The following is an 18,789-nucleotide window of genomic DNA, read 5'->3' on the forward strand; positions in this document are numbered from 1 at the left end:
ATCCACGAACTCGCGCGGCGTTGTCGAGGCTGCTGAACAAGGCTCCGTGCTCAGAGTGCAGGGGTCTTTGCGGCTCGGTCGAGGTCTCCGGCTTGTGACCTGGACCTCATCGACAATCTAGCACTCGCGCCAGAAGAGTGCTAACTCTTTTTGCTAAGTAATTACCCCGGGCATTATTGCAGCCGATCCGGTGCGGGGCGTGCCGGCCTACGTTCTGCACGGGGTCGGGGTGTCCGGATCGACGTCCGGTGATCCGGCTCGATACCCCGGCGCGTCAATCGAGTCGGCTTCGAAGGGCTGCCGCCCCCGAATGCCGGTAGGGTCGGCGTCGGCGAGGGGGCGGACGGTGTCGGACCGCTAGGGGTGACCTGTAGCGGTATGATTCAAAATGAATCAGGAGGTCCGTGGTTGTGGACACCCTCGACCACAAGGCTGTCGCGGCACTTGATGCGGCGGCCGCACGGCGCCGGGTCGCCGACCTCGATGTTCTGCGGGCGGTGGCCGAGGCGAATGCCGCCCACATCACCCAGCGGGTGATCCATGAGCGCATCGGAATCTCGCAACCGACGATTCATCGGATGCTGCGCACGGTGCTGGAAAATCCGGCTCTTCTCGATCGAACACCGACCGAGGTCATCGACCGCCGCACCGCAGGCCAGATCAGCGACGACGAGATGATGCAGGTTCTGCTGGACTGGCACTTCACCTTCGGCCGGGTCCCGGTCAGCGGCGGCATCTCGGCGGATGCATACGTGCCCGGCAGTTGGGACGAGATCGAACGCGCCTACTACCGAGGCCTGCTGCACGACGACGAGGTCGGCCGGCTGGTGGAACGAAACAAGGACGCCCTCGAGCAGGCGGCGCGGTCTGCGTGAACGCCGCGGATCCGCTGCGTAGCAAGGGTCGCCGCGCAGTTGCCGCTGGTTCCTTGCCTCGTGCCCGCTGTGCACCAAGTCCGACGTCAGCACCATGAATGGGTGTGCGGCATCCCCGATACGGCTGTTCTCTGAGGGCGCTCGGTTGGTATCGCGCGGAGTCGTTCCGGTGGTCGTCGTCGGGGTGGGCGTGGCGCCGTGATGTCTGCCGGGCGGGTGGCTAGGGTCGGTGAGGTGACCGGGAGCGAGCGGGTCGTGATGTTCGACCTCGACGGTGGGCTGGCGGACCTATCGGAATTCGCCGACCATTTGACCGTCGGCGTTTCGGGTGGGAACCGCCGGCAGGCGTGGCAGCGGTTCTTCGAGCACGTCGGGCAGGCCGCGGTTATCGAACGGGGTCGGGATGTGATGGAGGCGGTGGCCGGTCTTGGGTTCGTGGTGGTGTATTCCACGACCAGGCCCGTTTCGTCTGCGGAGCGGACTCGGATGTGGCTGAGCGAGAACGGGTTTTCCGGATGGTCGAGCCCTGTTGTGTCGGGCTCGTGACGATTACCGTTCCGGGGTCGAGGTCAAGGCGGGTCATTGCCGGGCGGTGGGTCGGTGGTTGTCGTCGTTCGTCGATGACGAACCGGAAATCGTGGACGCTTCTGCGGTCCCGCGGGGTGCGGGCGCACTCGTTCGACGTCTTGTCCGGGCTGCGGGTGCGGGAGCTACGGGCCACGCTGACCGCCGGGACCGGCGGGAGGCCGACCGGCCACAAGATGCACCAACCGCGCAGGCAGGGCCAAAGGGGTGCGCGGCACCGCAGGCACGGCACGGTGACACAGGGAGCCGACTGAGCCGATCCTGCGGACTGGGAGGGTGGACCGGCACGGCTAAGCGGCAGCCCGAGGGCTGCGGCGCTGCCGCCGTGCTGTGCCGGGCCTCGGCAGCGCGGCGGTGGCCGGAGGCCCGGCAGCTGAGCTGTTGTGGCGGACTTTCCGGGGCCGACCCACCTGTGCCGACCAATGAAGTAGACGATCTCCGGGTGGTCGCTGCCGTTGATAGCAAGGGGATCGCTGCCGCGAAACTCAGTCGCTCTCGCATCACTGTCCACCGGGTGGCGCGTCGACGATCGACGCACCGCACGCCCGGTCGATGACGCCGCTATTTCCGCCAGATCGCCGGGCGGAACCGTCCCTACCGGCGCCCGGGTGCGGCGGAAGCCGGAAACGAGCCGCCACCGTCGGTGCTGACGGCATGTACGTGGAGTACGATTACTGATACGTACTTCACGTATCGGAGGTGTGGAATGGCGGAGAATCGGACACGGCGGATGGTGATCAAGGCGCCGGCCGCGAAGAGCGGGGGTGGGCCGCGGGTGGTTGCCGGGCGTGGTCACCGGCTGAGCGCCGACCACCCCATCGGTGGGGGCCGTGGTGTGGAGGTGGCGGGCGAGTTCGTGGAGTACGTGACCCGGAATGCGCCGCGAGGCGAGTGGGCGCTGATCGCGAAGCTGATTCTCGATGAGGCGTTCGCCGACCCGGTGGGGACTCGTGCCGGGGACCTGGCGGGGGCGGCGGCCGAGCGGCGGCAGTCGTTGCTCGAGCAGGTGGCCACTCTCAAGGCCGGGGAGGCCGGCCGGGTGTTGGCCCCGCGGGCGCGGGAATCGCGGACCCTGGTGAAGAAGTTGCGGGATGAGGGTGTGTTGCTCGGTTTGCCGTTGGGGCGCCGTCCCGATTATCACTATCCGGCGTTTCAGTTCGATACGGTGCACCACCGGGTGTGGCCGATCGTGGCGTACGCGAACAGCAGGTTGGGGGCTGCCGAGGATCCGTGGGGGGTCACGTCCTGGTGGCGGACCCCTTCCGACATCCTCGACGGCCGAACCCCGTTGCAGGAGCTCGAGGACGGCGATCTGACCGAGATCGCCGTCGACAACATGATCAGCGCGGCCGAGCGGGGAATGTAGGAGGGTGGGGGCTACAACGGCAATCCGGCGAACATCGACATCATCGCGGCGGGGACACCGGTGTGGCGGGTGCACTGGACATCCTCGTCATATCCTCCGAATGCGTTCAACAGCAGCAACATCGCGCCCTGGGTCGATGCCCGCACCCTCGATACCCGCACGACCGCGATTCCGGTGCAGGGGCGGTTCGAGCCGGTCCACGACCCGGCCGTGTGCCCGGGTGGGGCCGCGCTGGGCGGGTACCTGTATCTGGGGCTGTCCGTGGGCGCGGTGGTCGCCGAAGGGATTCTGCGTGGCCAGGACATCCCACCGGATCTGATCATCCGCAAGCGGCTGCTGGCCGGCAAGTCGTTGGCGCAACTGGTGCTGGACGAGGACGTCGACATCGCAGTCCTGGACGGGCAGCGGAACCTGATCCGGCTCGGCCAGGACGCCTCCCTGACGGCGTGCACCTGGCGGGATTACGGGCAGACTCGCCGGACCGCAACCAATATTCTGACCAACACCCCGGCGGCGCAGGGCCTTCGCTACGAGTGCCGGCACGGCCGAAACGAACTCGCGCTCATGCTGATCGACGGACGAACGACACCGGCGCTGACGGTGGTGCGCTCGGCACCACTCGACACCGACGGGTGGGCACGGGATGCGGTGACTGCCTCGCTCCTCGATGATTTCACTCTGACGTTGGGATAGTCGGCGCGGAAGATCCCGCAATAGGGCGGCGTGGGCGATTCTGGGCACCGAGGGGGAGGCGCTGACTGACCGCCCTTCTGAGGGCGGTGGACCCGGATCGGGACCTGGTTCGGCGATCCGGACCCGCTCGTCCCCGGGATGGCCCGCCTGGGCCCTGGAAACCGCCCTCTGGGCGCTGCATGGCATCGGCCGGGATGAAGGCGAAAAAGCTGATGACCCGCACCCCCGGGCTGTATCCGATCTTCGGACTCGGTCGCTAGTGAGGTCCTGGGTACCGAGCGGGCGCACGTGAACCCGGTCCGGGAGGCCATTCGCGTCGACGAGGTGGCGTTACATCACGGGTTGCTGTCGATCCGAAAGGAGGCCGGCCTTCCCAGAGGAAATCTCCGCGCTCCGCGTGTTCGATGTGATCGCGTGGATGCGCCGGGTAGGCGACGGCGGCCGCCTCCAGGATCCACTGGGCTTCGTCGCCGCGGCGGCGGCAAGTTCTCCGACGATGCGGTCAGCATCGGTTGTTGCCGGCGGCGAAGCGTCTTTACGGGCTCATCGGCCTTGTCCCGCAGCCCCTCCGACCGGCCCGAGCACGCCGTCACCCCCACCCGGGCATTGCTCACCGCCCGGCTTTCGCCGAGGCCGCGGTTCTGCGGCGATGCGGATCGTGGAACCGACCCGACGCATCCCCTGCGACAACGACACCAACCAGGTGAGGCAGCAACGCCCCCACGCCCTCGAAATCACACGCCGACGATCCTCACCGCCGCAGGTCAGCGCACCGTGGCGACACGCCCAACGCCTTCACGAAAAGTGCGCCAGATCCAATTTCAGCGAGCGCCTTCATGATGCCGAGTTCGGCCATCGTCTCGGACAGCTCACTGAGCGCCGCGAGGCATTCCTCACACCGATCACCAGTCAGCGCCGCGACGATCGCGCTCCCGTCGACCTACTCCTGGGCGTATGACATAAAATAGCGCCTTTGCAGGGGTGCCTGCCTTGTCGTAGGGGGTAGTCGCCTCGTCAGAAATAGACTTCTTGCAATTCATGAATCGATCCGCTGTCTCCCTCGAGTTCGACGAGAGACCCGTCCCGTAAGACGTACATCCGATCACAGACGCTTGCGAGGGTCTGGATGTTTTGGTCAACGACAAGCACACCCTCGCCGCTCTCGCGGGTAAGCCCCACCAACGCTTGCAGAGCTTCGCTGGTGGCCTTGGGGGATAGCCCCAGGCTGAGTTCGTCTACCATCAAGATGGAAGGCTTGGCGGCAAGTCCCCGGGCTATCGCGAGCATCTGTTGCTGGCCGCCACTCAAGAACCCGGCGGGGCGCTGCAATAGTGGTCTGAGTGCAGGGAATCGGCTCAGGATTTGATCTAGGTTTTCGTTGGTCAATTTGTGCCCGATCGCCAAGGCGCCGACCTGCAGGTTCTCTAGCACAGACAGTGATCCGACGACGCCCCTACCCTCGGGCACGTGGATCAATCCAGCCCTGGCTGCGTCCACCGGTGACGGCGGAACGGTGACCGCGTCAAGGTTGACCAGGCCATCACCGCGACCGATCATTCCGGACAGGGCTCGAAGCAACGTCGTCTTCCCCGCACCATTTCGGCCCGTAAGCCCCACGAGTTCCCCTCGGGAGACCCGCAGGGAGATCTTGTCGAGGACGCACGCCGGCCCGTATCCTACGGTCAGATCGGTCACTGCCAGCCCCTGCGACGACGTATCTGTGCGAGATATTGTCAGCTGCAATGCCTCCGAGTATGGCAGAGCGCTATCAGCCGGTTCGACCGACGAGTAGCGAGATGGTTCCCCCGCCGTGGAACCACCTGCACCCTCCCGGTGCAGCACTTCGGCAGGCTTGCCGACGAACGCTTCCAGTACCCGCTCGTCGGATGTGACCTGGTCTGGCTGACCGGAGGCCAGTACCGTTCCCCCGTCCAGTACGGTGACCGTATCGGCCACCCGCCGAACAAAGGCGACATGGTGCGCGACAAGTAAGACCGTTACGCGTCCATTGGCACGAAGTTTGAGTATCGCGTCTTCAACAATGTGGATCTCCTGTTCTCCCAGTCCGGCAGTGGGCTCGTCGAGGAGCAGGATCGTCGGCTCTGCCACGAATGATCTAGCCAGGTCGACCAGTTTCCGGTCAGCTAGCGAGATTTCATCGGCTCGCTTGTTCCAGGTGGATTCTGCAACCCCGACCAGGCGCAGAGCCCCTTCGCACCTTGCTCGAGTATCGGCGTCTGCTTTCCGCCCGAGAGTAGGGCGTAGCAGATCCACGAGCAACCAGCGCCGTTGCTGGCTCAAGAGTCCAAGTGCGACGTTCTCGACAGCGGACAAATCGTCGACGAGCGACGGATTCTGGAAGGTCCGCCCTACTCCAACACCACGAATTTCCGGTGGCGACAGCTTGGTAGTTGCAAGGCCATTGACTCGGATCTCTCCACTCGTCGGTCGGAGTAGACCGGTGATGGCGTTGATCAGCGTCGTCTTACCAGCACCGTTTGGTCCGATCAAGGCATGGATCTGTCCTTGGGTCACGGTGATGTCGACTCCACTCAGTGCATGTACGCCATCGAAAGCGACACTCACGTCGGCAATCTCCATTGCGGCCGCAGTCGCTGCCACGTCGCATTCGTCGGCAAACGTCCGGCCAGAGTCCAGCTCTGCGAGATCGCCCTCCGGTGAGGTCTCGCAGGCTTCCATGCTTCCGGACTCGCCTCCCGTGCCAGTCAACGTTCGCGGACGACTTGGTAGCCGCTTCGTGGTCGCACCGCCCCACCTGGACAGGGCTCCCAGGATTCCCGCCGGAGCCAGCACAACAAAGACAAGAAAAGTGATGCTCGCGTACAGAGCCTGGTTCTCCGGAGCGCCTTGAAAGATGGAGGGTAGTGCCGCAAAAAAGAGTGCACCGAGCAATGGTCCCAATAATGTTCCCTGTCCTCCCACGACAACCATCGCCACCAGGGTGATAGATACCGCGGCGGAAAATGAATCTGGTGTGATGACGGTAAGTGCCTGGGCAATGACGACCCCGGCCAACGCTGCACCCAGGCCTGTGAAGACAAAGGCGGTCCACTTGGCTTGCTTGATCCTGACCCCGAGTAGGGACGCGACCTGCTCGCTCGACCGCACTAGCCGAAGTTCGTGACCGCGTCTTCCGCCGCCGAAATTTGAGGAGGAAAGCAGAACGACAGCGAGAAAGCCGAACGCGAGGTAATACAAGCCGACGCCGTTGCCGAAATCGACACCAAGAACGTACAGATCGGGCACGAGTAGACCAGATTGGCTGCCGGTGAGACTGACGAACGCACTTGACTGCAGACCTGCCGACACCACAAATGCCAGAAAGAAGGTGACAACGGCGGAACCGAAGTGTGAAAGTTGGACCACCGCGAGTCCGATAATTCCGCATGCAATCAAGGTAAGTCCTACGCAAATGGTAAGCGCAATTATGGGAGACAGCCCGGCGGTTCTCGCCACGGTCCAGGCATACGCGGCGATTGCAACTAGAGCCCCATGTCCGAACGAAAGTTCGCCAAGATATCCCTGCCAGAGGTTCATTCCGACAGCTACTGCGCCCCAGGCCATGCCGAGTATCAGGACGTACTGCCAGGAGGCGTCGCGGACGATCATCCCGAGGGCTGCAAGCGTTACAAGCGCCGTAGCCACGCCCGAATACCGTCGTAATACGGCTGTCGGTAACTGTCGCTGCACCGAGTGCTCAAACACGATGTACTCTCCGCTCTCCAAAAATTCCCTGTGGGCGAATGACGAGGACGGCAATCAGCGCCGCGAAGATGACGAGGTTGGCCGCGTCGGGTCCGAAGTAGGTTGCGACTACATTGCTCAGAAGACCAGCGCAGATCCCGCCGACAACCGCCCCAGTCAGGCTGGTGAGCCCAAAAGCGATCGCCGCTGTAAAAGCGTAGAGTAAGTAGCCTTCGAGCATAAAGGTCGAGACGTAGACACGGTTGGCGGATAAAAGGCTCACGATCGCGGCCAAGAAACTACTGATTCCCCAGGCGATCGCAAATAATCGATCGCTACGAACACCGAGTAGCCGGACCGTTTCGCGGGACTCGGCCATGGCGCGTGTGAGCAAACCGGCTCGGGTATATCGAAAAAAGAGACTGAAGCAGCCAAGGAGAACCCCTGCAACGGCGAACGTCTGTATCAGTGAATAGTTGATTTGGATCCCAAAGAGGCTGAAGCCGCCAGAGCTGAGAAGTTGAGGAAATTGGAATGGCTGACCGGCGCCCCTGAACCGGTCTACGAAAGCTGCTAATACCAGCGAGAGGGCGAGCGTCCTGATGATCACATTAGTTTTACCCGCACTCGGCTTGGGGCGGATGACGCCGTAGAATGTAAGAACACCCAACAAGGTGCTGAACAACAATCCGACGATGATGGCCACGCCAACTGGGACGCCGTACTCGACCATGACAGTCAAGGCCACGAAGGCGGCGGCGGTTCCCATCATTCCCTGGGCGAAGTTCACGGTGGCAGTCGCCTTGTACAACACAACCATCGCAAAGGATAGGAGTCCGTAGAGCATTCCGACGGTGACGCCGCTCAGGACCGTTTCCAGGAACAGACCCATGACACTCTCCTATATTTGGTGGGTGAGCCTCACGGCAGAACCGGTACGTTGACGGTCTCGGCTGCCTGGTATTGACCGTCCTTGACAGTGACTGTGGGCAGTGAAGTCAGACCCATGTGCGATTCTCGAGAGAAGGTCACGGGGGGGATCAGGGGACTCACCTGACGGTCCTGCATGGAGGCAAGTGCCGTGACCAGGCTCTCGCTGGTTGGGTCAGGTCCCGCGAGTTCGAGTCCCGCGACCACGGCCTGCGCGATCGCGCAACCGAACGTCGTCACTGTGTCGATCTGTGAGTCCGGGTAGTACTTTCGTACCGCTTGCAGGCAATCGACTGCGCTCGGGTCCGTGGGTGGCTTGGTGATAGCGAGGCTGAAGAGAAGTTCGTGTGCGCTCCGCGGTGTTCCCTGCAGGAAGGTCTCACCGGGAAGCGAGGTCGTACCGAGGATCGCCCTTCTCGGGAGCTGGTCCTTGCCGGCGAGGTAATTTACGATCTTGGTGGTCTCAGCGGGAGCGGAGGTGAAGACAACATAATCCGGCTTCGCCTCGGCGACTTGGAGTGCGACGGGGGTCACGTCGGCCCCGAACGGCACGATTGCCGTGCCGAGGAATGAGCCACCGCCATTTTGGACTGCAGCCTCGACCTTCGCCAGTATCGGATCATTCTGGTCGGACACCGTGCGGACAAGGAAAACGCTTCCTGGTCCGGTCTTCTCGTACGCTGCGGACACCAGAGCGTGTGCCTGGTCAGGGAAGGTGGGAACCATCGCGAAGGCCTGTGGGACTACTGCGTTGACGAAGGCCGGACTCGACTTCGCAGGGAAGAGAAGGGGAACGCCTGCCTTGTCCAGGACCGGGACGATCGCATCGATCGAGCCCGAACCAGAGCCGCCGACAATCGCTATGTTTCCGTCTGTGACCAGCTTCCGCACGTTCTGCACCGCGCGGGCCACATCGAGGCCGTCATCGAGCAGTGTCAGTTCGATCTTCTTCCCGTCCACGCCGCCGGCATCGTTGACTGCCCGAAAGATCGCCTGCTGCCCTTCGCTCAGGGCCTTGCCGTAGCCCCCGGCCGGTCCACTGATTCCACTCGTCTCACCGAGTTTGATGACATCGCCTCGTGATCCGGCGTTACTTGCTGCCCCGCAGCCGGCGAGTGTCAGTGCTAGAGCAGCGGTGGTAAGCCCGCAAGCAAGTCTGCTGATGTGAGAGGACGTGAGCATGACACAACCTTCCGTGTTCGCATTCCCGACGGAATGGCAAAGCTGTCGTTGTCGAAGGACCCCCGCGCCGTATGCAGACCGGGGGTGGATAGCTCGAGGGGTCGACGATCCCCGATCAGGGTGATCAGCGCCCCTGGATGAGGGTACGTAGTTGCCGATCAGGGAATCGGGCAATTCATTCTGCGAGATCAGGCTGTTCTTGTATGATCCGCGCGAATATGGGCTGAAAATTGAACCATCCAGCGCTCTGATCGTAGAGTGCGGCTACCTCTCGAGCAGTCTCCGCGGGAATGGAGTCCGGCTGCCCGGCGGCTAGGGCGAGAAGCTGTGCCTGGCACGAGCGTTCGAGTGCGATGAACCACCACGCGGCCTCGTCGACCGTCGCGCCGACCGTCAGGATGCCATGATTCTTGAGGATCGCGGCGCGATTCGCACCCAAATTGGCTGCGAGGGAGCGACCTTCGCTGTCGTCCAGCACGACGCCGTTGTACTGCTGAAAGACGGAGTGCCTCTCGTAGAAGGCGCATGCATCCTGGGTGATCGGATCCAACTTTCGACCGAACGCGGACCACGTCTTTCCATGCAGAGAGTGGCTGTGCGCGACGCCTACGACATCAGGTCTGGCGTCGTGCACACTGGAATGTATCGTGATTGCTGCTGGATTGACGGGGGCTGTGCCCTCGACCAAGTTTCCCTCCGCATCGATTAGACATAGATCAGATGCGCGGATCTGGCTGAAGGACATACCCCAGGGATTGACCCATAGGTGGTCGAGGTATTCGGGGTCGCGGGCGGTGATATGCCCGGTAACTCCGTCGTCGAGGCCGAACCTACTGAAAATCCTGAAGGCTGCGGCCAGGCGAATCTTCCTATGATTTCTCTCCTCGTCAAGCGAAAGAAATGTGGGCGGAGTTGGCAGGTCGAGAGTATGCATTATCGGCTACTCCAGGGGAAGGTAATCGGCGTCGTAGATGGCCTTGATGACGGTTAATGCCGGGAAATGAGCGATGAATCGATTAGTGCCGAGGGGGGGAGCGGGTGTTGGTAGAGAGCACTCGCATTCCGGAAACAGAGCTTCTCGATCGTGTCGCGGGGTAGTGATTTCATGTCTCGACTGAAGAGTTCTTGCGAATCAGGCCACGAGGAGTCGGCATGCGGGTAGTCGGTCTCGACCATAACTTTCTCGGCGCCGATGATGTCGAGCATCCGGAATGCCGCTGGATCCTCTATCGACGTAAACCAAAAGTTTCGTCGCAGGATGTCGACTGGGTCCGGGTCTGACGTGCTCCATGTCTCCGAGCTGGCAGCCTGCCGGTACGAACGCGTGAGTCGCTCGATGATCATCGGCACCCATGAGACGCCGGATTCGGACAGTACGATCTTCAGCTTCGGAAAACGCAGTGGGATCCGGGAGAAGATCCAATCAACCACTGCCTGTATGGAGTTCAACGGGAAGAGTGCGACTGTGACATCTGCAGGGGATGCCGCACTCGGTTGGCAGATCGATCCCGAGGACCCCACGTGCAAGTTGACTACGGTCTCGGTCTCTTCGCATGCGCGAAAGAAGGGGTCCCAGTACTCGGAGTAGAGGGAGGGGAGCCCCAATCCCTCGGGGTTCTCCGAGAATGTTACCGACTGGAATCCGCGTTCCTTGTTGTTCCTGATCTCCAGTGCGGCTATCTCAGGGTCAAGGAGCCACGGCAATTGGCATGAGATGAATCTGTCGGGATACGCGCCGCACCATTCCTCGAGCATCCAGTCGTTGTAGGCCCGAACGGAGGCGAGACCGACCTCGCGATCACGCATTCCGCTCAACCGTTTGCCGGCGAATCCCCAGACGAAGGATGGAAAGTTGAGAGATGCGTATACCCCGTTGAGGTCCATATCTTTGACTCGTGAATGAACGTCCCACACACCGGTCCGGAAGTCTTGGTACTTTTGAGGCGCCAGGCTCCATTCTTCGATGGGCCTTCCGACTGCTCCGCACATTGTGAGGCGCATGGGGATTCGGTCGTCCTCAATGTGCCAATACGGGATGCCCTCCTGGTCGGGGACAACTGCTGGTACAAGGTCGCGATACCGCGAACTTGTACGACTGGTGAAGATATCGGCGGGCTCGAGAACATGATCGTCCACTGAGATGAGAGGGCACCATAATTCCCGAGGGCCGGGGTCTGGTAGAAATGTCGGCTCTGACCGAACGAGCCCTCTTCCCTGACTTTCGACATCCGGGTTGTGGATATCAAGCGCCATTACTGACTCCATTCGGTCGACATATCGCTCGGAGATACTTTGGACCAGTTTTCTCATTCGTTTGGGCAGTGCGGAGTGTGAACCCCATCACGTTGCCCTAACGATTGGAAGGTATACGACCGTCGTAAGGCTGTCAACGGATTCTGTTGTTCACGAGGGCATTCGGGTCGGCGGCAAACTTCGAGGCGCAGGGAGCACCAGGGCGCGCGTGCGACCTGACTACCTGAATTTTTCTGCAGCGCGACCGGTGACGGGCCGCCCGGCATCGTGGTGACCCGGGTGGGTCGCGGGATGAGTGGCTGCGGGTCTTCTTCTGTCTCGGGGTGTCCGACGAGAACGCTGGGCCTGGGCGACTCGCCCGGGCGCCGCCAAGGTCGGCCGGAACCATCCGGCGCGGGGTCATGTCGGTCTGGGGAGATCTCATTCCGAACTGACACCGGTCCGATTCGGCGGTGGTGCATGCAGCAATGCGACGGCATGTGATGCGTTCAAAATGTACACAGTCGTCGTAGGCGCTTGTTCGTGATGGTGCACCGATGACGTGGGGCCTCGGGATCGGCGTTGGGGCATCCGGCCGTCTTGTCACTGAAATCTGCGCGATCAAGCAGTGGAAACCGATGGTGTCACCGACCGTGTCCTGGAGCCAAGGCGCGGCGTCCCGTGCATGGCGGGGCGTCGCGTGTAGGTGTTGGTTTGTTGAACGGGTGCGAGATGCGGCCGCTGCAACAGGAGGGGCGTGTGCGCGAGTCGCGATACGAGGCCATTGACCTTCCGTTCGGAAGGAGATAGATTTCACACATCTGAGCTCGGTTCGGTGATCGCCACCGATGACCGAGATAGTCGCGCCGTACGGTGCATGGTTTGAACGCGTCAGCGAGGAGTGGTGACCCCTATGGACTGCAGTTCCGTCGGCACCGAGCAACTATCGAATGTGATCATCCGGTTTGCCGGAGACTCCGGCGACGGCATCCAGCTGACCGGTGACAGATTCACGGGGGAGACGGCCTTCTTCGGAAACGATCTGGCTACCCTGCGGGACTTCCCTGCCGAGATTCGGGCACCGTCCGGAACGCTCGCAGGCGTGTCGTCATTCCAGGTGCACTTCGCGGACCACGGCATCCATACGGCCGGGGATGCGCCGGATGTCCTGGTGGCGATGAATCCCGCGGCACTGAAAGCGAATATCGGAGACCTCGAGGCCGGGGCCGAGATCATCGTCGACAGCGACCAGTTCAAGCGACGCACTCTGAAAAGGGTCGGATACGGCACCAACCCGCTCGAGGACGGCTCATTGGAGAGCTATCGCGTGCATGCCATTCCGCTTTCCTCGATCACGGTGGAGGCGCTACGCGGGTTCCCCATCAGCAACAAGGATGCCGAACGCGCAAAGAACATGTTCGCGCTCGGCCTGCTCTGCTGGATGTACGACCGTCCTACCGACTCGACCGTCGAGTACTTGCGCCGCAGGTTCGGCAAGCGTGCGGAGATCGCCGACGCCAACGTGGCCGCGTTCCAGGCGGGATATGCGTTCGGCGATACGACTGAAACCTTCGCAACCCGGTACGAGGTTCGTCCGGCCCATATGCCGGATGGTCGCTACCGCAACGTGTCTGGAAACCTTGCCCTCTGTTATGGGCTTCTCGCGGGAACTCAGACGGCAGGTATCCCGTTGTTCCTCGGCGCCTATCCCATCACGCCGGCGTCCGACCTGCTGCATGAACTTGCTCGCCACCAGGCGCAGGGGGTGCGCACATTTCAGGCCGAGGACGAGATCTCGGGGATCGCGGCAGCGATCGGCGCCTCGTTCGGTGGACATCTGGGGGTGACCTCCACGAGCGGTCCCGGCATGTCCCTCAAGGCCGAGGCTCTCGGTCTGGCGATTGCTCTGGAGTTGCCGCTGGTGGTGTGCAATGTTCAGAGGGCGGGCCCGTCGACTGGGATGCCGACGAAGACCGAGCAGGCGGATCTGCTGCAGGCGATGTTCGGTCGCAACGGCGAATCGCCCGTCCCGATTCTGGCTCCGCGCTCGCCGTCGGACTGCTTCGGGATCGCGTACGAGGCCGTCCGGATCGCGACGAAGTACCGAACGCCGGTCGTGATCCTCTCGGATGCACATCTGGCGAACGGATCGGAGCCGTGGCGGTTGCCCGACCTGAACCATCTCCCCGACATCCGAGTTGGATTTGCTACGGAGCCGAACCGCGGCGGCGAGTTCTGGCCGTATCTGAGGGACCCGGAGACCCTGGCAAGGCCGTGGACGGTGCCGGGCACGCCCGGTCTCGAGCACCGCATCGGCGGGCTGGAGAAGCTTGACGGCCGGGGAACCATCTCCTCGGATCCGGACAATCACGAGGCGATGGTGCGGGTCCGCGCGGCCAAGATCGCGGGCGTCGCGGCGGATATGCCATCTCTCGAGGTTGATGACCCGGGTGATCGGGCGGAGGTCCTCGTGCTCGGTTGGGGATCGACCTTCGGTGCGATTTCCTCCGCCGTGCGTGATGTTCGCGAACGCGGTGGCCACGTCGCGCAGGCCCATCTGCGCCACCTGAATCCTTTTCCGGCCAATACCGGCGACGCCCTGGCCCGCTACCGCACGGTGCTCGTCCCGGAACTCAATCTCGGTCAGCTCCGCATTCTGATCAAAGCCGCTTTTGACGTCCACGCCGTCGGATACAACCGCGTCCGCGGCCTGCCGTTCAGCTCGGCGGAACTCGCCGCGCAGATCGAGGAGCTGATCTGACATGCTCGAAAACCCTGTCCTGTTCGACAACCCTATCCGGTCGCCGACTCCGATGTCGGGCCTGGGTTTGGTTCCCGCCACCACCAGAACACTGACGTCCGAGGACTTCAAGACTGATCAGGAGGCGCGCTGGTGTCCCGGGTGCGGGGACTACGCGATTCTGGCGGCCGTTCAGGGATTACTGCCCGACCTCGGGCTGGCCCGCGAGAACATGGTCTTCATCTCGGGGATCGGTTGCTCGTCGAGGTTCCCTTACTACCTCAACACCTACGGGATGCACTCCATTCACGGTCGCGCCCCGGCCATCGCGACGGGTCTGGCGGTATCGCGCCCGGATCTGTCCGTGTGGGTCGTCACCGGGGACGGCGATGCCCTGTCCATCGGCGGAAACCATTTGATTCACGCACTTCGGCGGAACGTGAATCTGAAGATTCTGCTGTTCAACAACCAGATCTACGGCCTGACCAAAGGCCAGTACTCGCCGACCAGCGAGGCGGGCAAGGTCACCAAATCGTCGCCGGCCGGATCGGTGGACCGGCCCCTCAATCCGATATCTCTGGCATTGGGTGCTGAGGCGACCTTCGTCGCGCGCACACTCGACTCCGACCGCACCCATCTCACCGGTGTCCTACGGGCGGCCGCGCAGCACCGTGGAACGGCGCTGGTGGAGATCTTGCAGAACTGCAACATCTTCAACGACGGCGCCTTCGACCCGCTGAAGAATCCCGACACCCGGGGTGAGACCACCATCCGGCTGCAGCACGGCGAACCGATGGTGTTCGGGACCACGACCAGAAGGGGCCTGCGAGCCGGCACGCGCGGCGGGTTGGAAGTCGTGGCGCTCGATGACGTGGATTCCGGCTCAGTGTTGGTTCACGATGTCCACGAGCACGATTCGTCGCTTGCCTTCATGCTTTCGCGCCTGGCGGACCGGCCCGACGGCGTCACTCCGCTCGGTATCTTCCGGGATGTGACCCGTCCCGCCTACGACGATCTGGTCAACGAACAGATTGTCGAGGCAGGGGCCCAGGGCCGCGCACCCGATCTGTCCACGGTGATCGCGGGAAACGACACGTGGTTGGTGGGTCCGCAGCAGGACTAGGTCGCGGCCTGAGGGTCATTGTGATCGACCGTCGGGTGAATCAGATATCTGCAAACACTAGCTAGGGAGCAAGAATTGATTATCGATCAGGTAGGCGTCGTCGGTGGCGGCCTCATGGGAACCGGCATCGCGCGCGTCTGCGCGCTCGCTGGGGCCGACGTTGTGATCTGCGAGGCAGATTCGGACAAGGCAGACGCGGCACGGGCGAGGACCGAGAGCTCGCTCCGCCGTGCGGCGGCGGGCGGCAAGATCACCGACGGCGACTGCACCGGGGCGCTGTCCCGGCTCCGTTACACGGGCACGCTCGAGGAACTCGAGGACCGCGAGCTGGTCATCGAGGCCATCGTCGAGGACGAGACCGTGAAGCGCGAATTGTTCGCCGCGCTCGACAAGGTGGTGACCAGCCCCACCGCCGTCCTCGCCTCCAATACCTCCTCCATCTCGATCACCAAGTTGGCGGCGGCGACCACGCGCCCCGAACGTGTCGTCGGGTTGCACTTCTTCAATCCGGTGCCCGCGCTGCGCCTCGTCGAGCTCATCCCCACGCTGCACACGGAGGCGGCGACGATCGACCGTGTCGAGCGCTTCGCCACCGATGACCTGCAGAAGTTGGTGATCCGCTCCCAGGACCGGGCAGGGTTCGTCGTGAACGCGCTGCTGACGCCGTATCTACTCTCCGCCGTCCGGATGCTCGAGGCAGGCTTCGCCTCCGCCGCCGACATCGACCAGGGCATGGTGGAGGGCTGCGCTCACCCGATCGGGCCGCTGTCGCTCGCCGACTTCGTCGGCCTCGACATTCTGCTGGCGGCCTCGAACTCGATGTATGAGGAGTTCCGGGACCCGCAGTTCGCGCCGCCGCCGCTGCTACTGCGCATGGTCGAGTCCGGGCTCCTCGGCGAAAAGACCGGACGCGGCTTCTTCACCTACGCGCAATGACCGGACCCGAAGGAACGCCCATGCCCGAGAACACCCCACCCCTGAGTGTGGCACCGGACGTGCGGTGGTCGCTGCCCGATGCGACCGACGCCGGTACCGCGGTCACGGTGGCCCCCAACCTGATGTGGTCGTTGCGTCGAGCGGCGGGGCTGCACGGCGCCTCGGTCTCGGTGGTCGACGGCGACGTCCGGCTCAGTTACCCCGAGCTGTTGTCCTGGTGCGATCGCCTGGCGTCGGGATTGGCGCGGCGCGGGGCGGGGCGGGGCGACCGGATCGCGATCCTCGGGGCCAACAGCGCGGCGTATCTGGCCGCCTATTTCGGGGTGCCGGCAGCAGGCTACGTCCTGGTCCCGCTCAATGCGCGGCTCGCGGATGCGGAACTGCTGAAGGTGGTGCAGGACTGCGAGCCGGCGATCCTGGTCGCGGACCCGGCGCATCAGGCCCGCGCGGAAGCGCTTGCCAGGTCCGCCGGAACCGGTGCGATCGGTTTCGAGGAACTGCTCGCGCACCCGGCCGACGAGGGCGTCGCGGACCGCGATCCGGAGCCGAGCTCGACCGATCTGGCAGCGATCTTCTATACCGGCGGCACGACCGGACGCGCCAAGGGTGCCATGCTCACCCACGGCAACCTCGCTGCGAACGCGCTGCACATGATCGCCGGGCTCGGTTACGCGGTCGACGACGTCTATCTGCACTGCTCGCCGATGTTCCACCTCGGCGACGGGATGTCGACCTACCCGATGACCTGGGCCGGGGGACGACATGTGGTGATTCCCCGTTTCGATCCGGAGTCCGTGGTGGGCGCCATCGAGACCGAACGGGTCACCTGCACCTTCCTGGTACCGACCATGCTCACCCTGTTGCTCGAGTATCTCGACAGGATTGACCGAGTCCCCGACCTCTCATCGCTGCGACTCGTGGTGCATGGGGGCGCGCCCATTTCGCCCGCCCTGCTCGACCGGGCCATCGCGCGGCTGGGCTGCTCCTTCACCCAGTCGTATGGCATGACCGAGGCGGGACCGATTCTGAGCTTCCTGCCGAATGAAGACCGTCTGCTCGGCAGCGAGGTCCTTCGCTCCGCCGGCCGCCCCGTCGTGGGCGTCGAGGTGCGGGTGGTCCGGCCGGACGGCACCGACTGTGAGGTCGGCGAGATCGGCGAGATCGTCGGCCGCGGACCGAACTTCGCCGTCGGCTACTGGCGGCAACCCGAGGTCACCCGGGAACGGTTCCGGGACGGCTGGTATTGGTCGGGGGACCTGGCGTACCGCGACGAGAACTTGTACCTCTACATCGTCGGCCGGGCCGGGGACGCCATCATCAGCGGCGGCGAGAACGTCTACGCCGCCGAGGTCGAGGCCGCGCTCGCCCAGCACGGCGACGTCGTCGAGGCCGCGGTGATCGCCGTTCCGTCACCGCAATGGGGCGAACAGGTGCACGCCGCGGTGGTGATCCGCCCGGGTTCGGCGACGACCGAGGCCGACCTGGACCGGCACTGTCGCGAGCTGATCGCCGGCTACAAGATCCCCCGCTCCTACGAATTTCACACCCAGCTGCCTCGCACTGGGCCCGGCAAGATCGACAAATTGGCGCTGCGTCGTCCGCACTGGGTAGCGCACGAAAGGGATGTGTCATGACCAGTTCGAACAAGAGGCAGGAACGAGTCGCGCTCGTCACGGGTGCCTCCCGCGGAATCGGAGCCGCGTCCGCGCTGCGCCTGGCCGCACAGGGATACAGCATCGCGGTGAACTTCGCCAGGTCCAAGCCCGACGCCGAGGCGATCGTGAAGCAGATCATTGCGAACGGCGGCAAAGCCGTCGCTATCCAGGCGGATGTCTCGGAGGAGGGTGCGGGGGAGGACCTCGTCCGCGAAACCGATAGTCGGCTGGGCCCGCCGCTGGTGGTGGTCAACAACGCCGGGGTGCAGCGTTCCCGGGCGATGATCAAACAGACCCCGGACGAGTTCGATCAAATGCTCGACACCAATGTCCGCGGGGCCTGGTCGGTGACCCGGGCGGCGCTGCCCCACATGTACGACGCCGGTTGGGGGCGCGTGGTGTTCATCAGCTCGGTGCTCGGCGCGACCGGCGGCCCCGGCGACAGTGGGTACGGCGCCTCGAAGGGTGCCTTGCTGGCGATGTCGAAGAGCTTGGCGTTCGAGGTGTCACGTCGGGGTATCACCTCGAACGCGGTGCTGCCGGGGACGATCCTCACCGACATCGTCGGTGACGTCGATCCGGCGGTGCTCGAGGCCAACATCGCGGCGATTGCGGCGCGCCGTGGGGGAGAACCCAATGAGGTTGCTGCCGTGGTCGCGTTCCTCTGTTCGGAGGACGCCTCCTACGTGAGCGGTGCCGAGATTGCGGTTCACGGCGGCGGCTGGGTCACCCTGCCCCCATCAAAATGAGCTTTCTGACAGTGGTAT

General features: G+C 63.6%; 15 protein-coding genes. 10 read left to right on the top strand and 5 right to left on the bottom strand.

Going from position 1 to position 18,789, the window contains the following annotated elements:
- Positions 1–404: 404 nt before the first annotated feature.
- From L1080_RS36585 to L1080_RS36605, 5 genes are all read left to right on the top strand, one after another.
- Positions 405–875 (top strand): helix-turn-helix domain-containing protein, encoded by a 471-nt coding sequence (locus tag L1080_RS36585; RefSeq protein ID WP_250773742.1) that lies wholly within the window; start codon positions 405–407, stop codon positions 873–875.
- A 234-nt stretch (positions 876–1,109) separates the two neighbouring features.
- Entirely contained in the window at positions 1,110–1,421 is a 312-nt protein-coding gene (locus L1080_RS36590) for an HAD family hydrolase (RefSeq protein ID WP_250773744.1), read from the top strand.
- A 74-nt stretch (positions 1,422–1,495) separates the two neighbouring features.
- On the top strand, positions 1,496–1,714 hold the full coding sequence (locus L1080_RS36595; protein WP_250773746.1) for a hypothetical protein: 219 nt from the start codon (positions 1,496–1,498) through the stop codon (positions 1,712–1,714).
- Between the two features lie 452 nt (positions 1,715–2,166).
- Positions 2,167–2,826 carry a hypothetical protein gene (locus L1080_RS36600; RefSeq protein WP_250773749.1) on the top strand — a complete coding sequence of 220 codons (660 nt, stop codon included), beginning with the start codon at positions 2,167–2,169 and terminating at the stop codon, positions 2,824–2,826.
- A gap of 69 nt (positions 2,827–2,895) precedes the next feature.
- On the top strand, positions 2,896–3,519 hold the full coding sequence (locus tag L1080_RS36605; protein ID WP_250773751.1) for a hypothetical protein: 624 nt from the start codon (positions 2,896–2,898) through the stop codon (positions 3,517–3,519).
- 1,014 nt (positions 3,520–4,533) lie between these two features.
- On the opposite strand, the gene L1080_RS36610 is transcribed toward L1080_RS36605, so the two are convergent.
- The 5 genes from L1080_RS36610 to L1080_RS36630 all read right to left on the bottom strand — a co-directional run bounded on the left by L1080_RS36610 (position 4,534) and on the right by L1080_RS36630 (position 11,589).
- On the bottom strand, positions 4,534–7,185 hold the full coding sequence (locus tag L1080_RS36610; RefSeq protein WP_250773753.1) for an ATP-binding cassette domain-containing protein: 2,652 nt from the start codon (positions 7,183–7,185) through the stop codon (positions 4,534–4,536).
- A gap of 52 nt (positions 7,186–7,237) precedes the next feature.
- Positions 7,238–8,116: a branched-chain amino acid ABC transporter permease gene (locus L1080_RS36615; RefSeq protein ID WP_208963889.1), complete on the bottom strand. Its 879-nt coding sequence runs from the start codon at positions 8,114–8,116 to the stop codon at positions 7,238–7,240.
- Positions 8,117–8,145: 29 nt separating this feature from the next.
- Positions 8,146–9,336: an ABC transporter substrate-binding protein gene (locus L1080_RS36620; protein ID WP_208963888.1), complete on the bottom strand. Its 1,191-nt coding sequence runs from the start codon at positions 9,334–9,336 to the stop codon at positions 8,146–8,148.
- 175 nt (positions 9,337–9,511) lie between these two features.
- Positions 9,512–10,270, bottom strand: coding sequence for a class II aldolase/adducin family protein (locus L1080_RS36625; protein ID WP_250773755.1), 759 nt, complete (start codon positions 10,268–10,270; stop codon positions 9,512–9,514).
- Positions 10,271–10,323: 53 nt separating this feature from the next.
- A complete protein-coding gene (locus L1080_RS36630) occupies positions 10,324–11,589 on the bottom strand; it encodes an amidohydrolase family protein (RefSeq protein ID WP_250773757.1) in 1,266 nt (421 codons plus the stop codon).
- Positions 11,590–12,481: 892 nt separating this feature from the next.
- Between L1080_RS36630 and L1080_RS36635 the strand changes: the two genes are divergently transcribed.
- From L1080_RS36635 to L1080_RS36655, 5 genes are all read left to right on the top strand, one after another.
- Entirely contained in the window at positions 12,482–14,329 is a 1,848-nt protein-coding gene (locus L1080_RS36635; protein WP_250773759.1) for a 2-oxoacid:acceptor oxidoreductase subunit alpha, read from the top strand.
- A 52-nt stretch (positions 14,330–14,381) separates the two neighbouring features.
- Positions 14,382–15,431, top strand: a complete 1,050-nt coding sequence (locus tag L1080_RS36640; protein WP_308202178.1) for a 2-oxoacid:ferredoxin oxidoreductase subunit beta — start codon at positions 14,382–14,384, stop codon at positions 15,429–15,431.
- Positions 15,432–15,506: 75 nt separating this feature from the next.
- Positions 15,507–16,367, top strand: coding sequence for a 3-hydroxybutyryl-CoA dehydrogenase (locus tag L1080_RS36645; protein ID WP_284708385.1), 861 nt, complete (start codon positions 15,507–15,509; stop codon positions 16,365–16,367).
- A gap of 20 nt (positions 16,368–16,387) precedes the next feature.
- On the top strand, positions 16,388–18,001 hold the full coding sequence (locus tag L1080_RS36650) for a class I adenylate-forming enzyme family protein (RefSeq protein WP_208963884.1): 1,614 nt from the start codon (positions 16,388–16,390) through the stop codon (positions 17,999–18,001).
- Positions 17,998–18,771, top strand: a complete 774-nt coding sequence (locus L1080_RS36655; protein WP_250773766.1) for an SDR family NAD(P)-dependent oxidoreductase — start codon at positions 17,998–18,000, stop codon at positions 18,769–18,771. Before L1080_RS36650 ends, L1080_RS36655 begins: the two co-directional genes overlap by 4 nt.
- The last annotated feature ends 18 nt before the right edge of the window (positions 18,772–18,789 follow it).

Origin of the sequence: Rhodococcus sp. MSC1_016, from assembly GCF_023667485.2 — a bacterium.
Lineage (GTDB): Bacteria > Actinomycetota > Actinomycetes > Mycobacteriales > Mycobacteriaceae > Rhodococcus_F > Rhodococcus_F oxybenzonivorans.

Bases quoted from the DNA above. Each gene is read 5' to 3' on its own strand.
- L1080_RS36620 (WP_208963888.1), bottom strand. From the start codon at position 9,336: ATGCTCACGTCCTCTCACATCAGCAGACTTGCTTGCGGGCTTACCACC.
- L1080_RS36615 (WP_208963889.1), bottom strand. From the start codon at position 8,116: ATGGGTCTGTTCCTGGAAACGGTCCTGAGCGGCGTCACCGTCGGAATG.
- L1080_RS36595 (WP_250773746.1), top strand. From the start codon at position 1,496: ATGACGAACCGGAAATCGTGGACGCTTCTGCGGTCCCGCGGGGTGCGG.
- L1080_RS36650 (WP_208963884.1), top strand. From the start codon at position 16,388: ATGCCCGAGAACACCCCACCCCTGAGTGTGGCACCGGACGTGCGGTGG.
- L1080_RS36635 (WP_250773759.1), top strand. From the start codon at position 12,482: ATGGACTGCAGTTCCGTCGGCACCGAGCAACTATCGAATGTGATCATC.
- L1080_RS36655 (WP_250773766.1), top strand. From the start codon at position 17,998: ATGACCAGTTCGAACAAGAGGCAGGAACGAGTCGCGCTCGTCACGGGT.
- L1080_RS36625 (WP_250773755.1), bottom strand. From the start codon at position 10,270: ATGCATACTCTCGACCTGCCAACTCCGCCCACATTTCTTTCGCTTGAC.
- L1080_RS36600 (WP_250773749.1), top strand. From the start codon at position 2,167: ATGGCGGAGAATCGGACACGGCGGATGGTGATCAAGGCGCCGGCCGCG.
- L1080_RS36640 (WP_308202178.1), top strand. From the start codon at position 14,382: ATGTCGGGCCTGGGTTTGGTTCCCGCCACCACCAGAACACTGACGTCC.
- L1080_RS36630 (WP_250773757.1), bottom strand. From the start codon at position 11,589: ATGGCGCTTGATATCCACAACCCGGATGTCGAAAGTCAGGGAAGAGGG.